Origin of the sequence: Pseudomonas sp. PS02303, assembly GCF_029959925.1 — a bacterium.
GTDB classification, from domain to species: domain Bacteria; phylum Pseudomonadota; class Gammaproteobacteria; order Pseudomonadales; family Pseudomonadaceae; genus Aquipseudomonas; species Aquipseudomonas mandelii.
On sequence record NZ_JASCOM010000380.1, the window covers coordinates 1 to 4022 of the forward strand.

Below are 4022 nucleotides of genomic sequence, written 5' to 3' on the forward strand. Positions count from 1 at the left end.
GCGATGGCGGTGTAACAGCCAACAAAGATGTTGAATGTTATGCCCTCATCGCGAGCAGGCTCGCTCCCACAGGTTTATTGCAGTGTGTCAGGGTTACAGCAATTCAAAGCTCTGCTGCGTCACGTCCTGGGAATCCAGGCCGATCTGCACGTTGAACTTGCCTGGCTCCGCTGCGTATTTGAGCTGGGCATTGAAGAACTTCAGGTCGTCTTCGGTGATGGTGAAGTGCACGACTTTCTGTTCGCCGGCCTTCAGCGTGATTTTCTGGAAGTTCTTCAGTTCCTTGACGGGGCGGATCATCGAGCCGGTCACGTCCTGGATGTACAGCTGCACCACGGTTTCGCCGTCGCGCTTGCCGGTATTTTTCACCATGACGCTGGCGTCGAGCTTGCCGGTCTTGTTCAGCGTGGTCGACGACAAGGCCATGTCGCTCAGGCTGAAATCGGTGTAGCTCAGGCCGAAACCGAACGGAAACAGCGGGCCGGTGGTGTCATCGAAATACTGCGAGGTGTAGTTGCCCGGTTTGCCCGGCGTGAACGGCCGGCCAATGCTCAGGTGGTTGTAGTAGGTCGGAATCTGGCCCACCGAACGCGGGAAGGTGATCGGCAGTTTGCCCGATGGGTTGTAGTCGCCGAACAGCACGTCCGCGATGGCGTTGCCGCCTTCGGTGCCGCTGAACCAGGTTTCCAGAATCGCGTCAGCCTGTTCCTTCTCTTCGAGAATCGACAGCGGGCGGCCGTTCATCAACACCAGCACCAGCGGTTTGCCGGTGGCTTTCAGCGCCTTGATCAGGTCGCGCTGGTTGGCCGGGATGTTCAGGTCGGTGCGGCTCGACGATTCGTGGGACATGCCACGGGACTCGCCGACAGCGGCAACCACGACATCAGCATCTTTGGCGGCCTTCACCGCTTCGTCGATCAGCACTTGGGCGGAACGCGGATCATCCACCACTTCCGGCGCATCGAAGTTGAGGAAGTTCAGGTAATCCAGCACTTTCTTGTCGCTGGTGATATTGGCGCCACGGGCGTAGATCAGCTTCGATTTGTCTGAAACAGCGGCGTTCATGCCGTCGAACAAGGTGACCGATTGAGCCGGACGGCCAGCGGCGGCCCAGCTGCCCATCATGTCGATTGGCGCCTTGGCCAGCGGACCGACCAGCACGATCTTCGCGGTTTTCTTCAGCGGCAGGGTCTCGCCCTGGTTCTTCAGCAACACCAGGCTGCGGCGCGCGACGTCACGGGCCTCGGCGCGGTGCAGACGGCTTTCGGCGTAGGTGTCGGCCGGATCGTCTTCAGCCTTGCCGATGCGCAGGTACGGGTCCTTGAACAGGCCCATGTCGTACTTGGCGGCGAGCACTTCTCGGACAGCGTTATCGATGTCTTTCTGTTCGATCTCGCCGGCCTTCAACAGCCCCGGCAGCTCTTTGCCGTACAGGGTGTCATTCATGCTCATGTCGATGCCGGCCTTGATCGCCAGCTTCGCGGCTTCGCGACCGTCACGAGCGACGCCATGCTTGATCAACTCGAAAATCGCCCCGTGGTCACTGACCGCCAGGCCCTTGAAGCCCCAATCCTTGCGCAGCAGGTCGTTCATCAGCCAGGTGTTGGCGGTGGCCGGCACGCCGTTGATCGAGTTCAGCGCAACCATTACGCCACCCGCGCCCGCGTCGATGGCGGCGCGGTACGGTGGCAGGTAGTCCTGGTACATTTTGACCGGGCTCATGTCGACGACGTTGTAGTCGCGACCGCCCTCGACCGCACCGTACAGGGCAAAGTGCTTGACGCTGGCCATGATGCTATCGGCCGCGTTCGCGCCGGTGCCCTGGAAGGCCCGGACCATCACGCCGGCAATGCGCGACACCAGGTACGTGTCTTCGCCGAAGCCTTCGGAGGTGCGGCCCCAACGTGGGTCGCGGGAAATGTCGACCATCGGCGCGAACGTGATGTCGAGGCTGTCTGCCGCTGCTTCCTTGGCGGCGATGCGCCCGGACAGGCCGATGGCGTCCATGTCCCAGCTCGAGGCCAGGGCAATCGGGATCGGGAAAATCGTGCGGTGACCGTGGATCACGTCATAGGCGAAGAACATCGGGATCTTCAACCGGCTGCGCATGGCCGCGTCCTGCATCGGACGGTTTTCCGCGCGCGTGATCGAATTGAAGGTGCCGCCGATGTTGCCGGCGGCGATTTCCTTGCGGATCATCTCCCGAGGCATCTCAGGGCCGATGCTGATCAGGCGCAACTGGCCGATCTTTTCATCGAGGGTCATTTGTTTCATCAGGTCAGTGATGAAAGCGTCCTTGTTCTCCAAAGGTGCGGGCGTCGTGGCGGCCAATACGGTATGACTGGCCAGGCTGACGAACAGGCCCAGCAAACACAGCTTCTTCATGAATAGTTTTCTCAAAGGCCTAAACGGCAGTGAATACGCGCCGATCAGCCAAAATTTAGGGAGCGACTATTGTTGTTCAGGTAAATGCAGCACACTTCTGCAGCGTTTGGCGCTGGGGCATCTTTTAGCCCATTGGCTCGATGCAATCCAGTGGCGGGGGCAGATTATGCCCCAAGAGACCGCTCAGAAGGTCGCTGGTTGTTTTTCAACGGAAGGTGCAAGGGAGCGTCAACCAGATGAATGTACGACACCACACTCGGTCGAGCCTGCAGGTTGCAGCCTTGATGTTGCTCACCACGCTGCTGGCGGGCTGCGGCATCAACAACATTCCTACCCTCGACGAACAGGCCAAGGCTGCCTGGGGCCAGGTGCAGAACCAGTACCAGCGCCGCGCCGACCTGATCCCCAACCTGGTGGAAACCGTCAAGGGCTACGCCAAACATGAGGAAGAAACCCTGACCGCGGTGATCGAAGCCCGAGCCAAGGCGACCTCGATCCAGGTGGATGCCAGCACCCTGGACAATCCGGAAAAACTCAAGCAGTTCCAGCAGGCGCAGGATCAGCTGACCGGCGCCTTGAGCCGTTTGATGGTGGTGTCGGAACGTTACCCGGACCTCAAGGCCAACCAGAATTTCCTTGCGTTGCAATCGCAGCTCGAGGGCACCGAGAATCGCATCGCCGTGGCGCGTCGCGACTTTATCCTCGCGGTGCAGAAGTACAACACTGAAATCCGCACCTTCCCGGGTCGCCTGTGGCACACGGTGATGTACAGCGATTTGCCGATCCGCGAAACCTTCGAGGCCACCAGCCCCGATGCCGAAAAAGCGCCAGAAGTGAAGTTCTGATCGGCTTGACGCATCACCACGGATGAGGTTGCCAATGCGCGTGTTGAAAGTGGGCCTGGTGCTGGTGCTGTGGGTGTTTGCCCTGACAGCCCAGGCCGAGTTGAAGTTTCCGCAGCTGACCGGACGGGTGGTGGATAACGCCCAGATGATCGAGCCGTCGGTTCGTGAGCAACTGACGCAGCAGCTCCAGGCCCATGAAAAAGCCACGGGCGAGCAGTTGGTCGTGGTGACGTTGCCGAACTTGCAGGGCACCGACATTGCCGATTTCGGCTATCAGCTGGGGCGCTACTGGGGCATCGGCCAGAAGGATAAAAACACCGGCGCGTTGCTGATCGTTGCGCGCGATGATCGTAAATTGCGCATCGAAGTCGGTTACGGCCTGGAAGATCGCCTGACCGATGCGCAGAGCTCGGTGATCATCAACCAGGTGATCACGCCAGCGTTCAAGACCGGCAACTTCAGCAAGGGCATCAGCGACGGGGTCGCCGCGATGCTGGTGGTGCTGGGCGGCAATCCGCTGGATGAACCGTCGACGGTCTATGAGCCGAGAGGGGATGAGGGTGACGATTTCGTATCCCGCCATCCGGGCGTGTTCGTGTTCCTGGTGTTGCTGTTCATCCTGACGATTTTCGTCTGCCAGATGCTCGGTATCCTGCCCAGCGGCGGCGGTGGCCGAGGCAGTTCAGGGGGCGGTTTCGGCGGTGGAGGTTTCGGCGGCGGTGGCGGGGGCTTCAGCGGGGGGGGCGGCAGTTTCGGGGGCGGCGGTTCGTCGGGCGGCTGGTGTGCATAATA

3 protein-coding genes are annotated in these 4022 nt (G+C 60.5%); 2 read left to right on the forward strand and 1 reads right to left on the reverse strand.

Annotated elements, in window-relative coordinates:
- Positions 1 to 93 precede the first annotated feature (93 nt).
- On the reverse strand, positions 94 to 2385 hold the full coding sequence (gene bglX, locus QMX98_RS32895) for a beta-glucosidase BglX (RefSeq protein WP_077749543.1): 2292 nt from the start codon (positions 2383 to 2385) through the stop codon (positions 94 to 96).
- 236 nt (positions 2386 to 2621) lie between these two features.
- Between bglX and QMX98_RS32900 the strand changes: the two genes are divergently transcribed.
- Together QMX98_RS32900 and QMX98_RS32905 are read left to right on the forward strand one after the other, a co-directional pair.
- A complete protein-coding gene (locus QMX98_RS32900) occupies positions 2622 to 3230 on the forward strand; it encodes a LemA family protein (protein WP_010462493.1) in 609 nt (202 codons plus the stop codon).
- Positions 3231 to 3264: 34 nt separating this feature from the next.
- Entirely contained in the window at positions 3265 to 4020 is a 756-nt protein-coding gene (locus QMX98_RS32905; protein ID WP_282411996.1) for a TPM domain-containing protein, read from the forward strand.
- Positions 4021 to 4022: the final 2 nt, after the last annotated feature.

Coding starts and splice junctions, on each gene's coding strand:
- bglX (WP_077749543.1), bottom strand. CDS start 2,385: ATGAAGAAGCTGTGTTTGCTGGGCCTGTTCGTCAGCCTGGCCAGTCAT.
- QMX98_RS32900 (WP_010462493.1), top strand. CDS start 2,622: ATGAATGTACGACACCACACTCGGTCGAGCCTGCAGGTTGCAGCCTTG.
- QMX98_RS32905 (WP_282411996.1), top strand. CDS start 3,265: ATGCGCGTGTTGAAAGTGGGCCTGGTGCTGGTGCTGTGGGTGTTTGCC.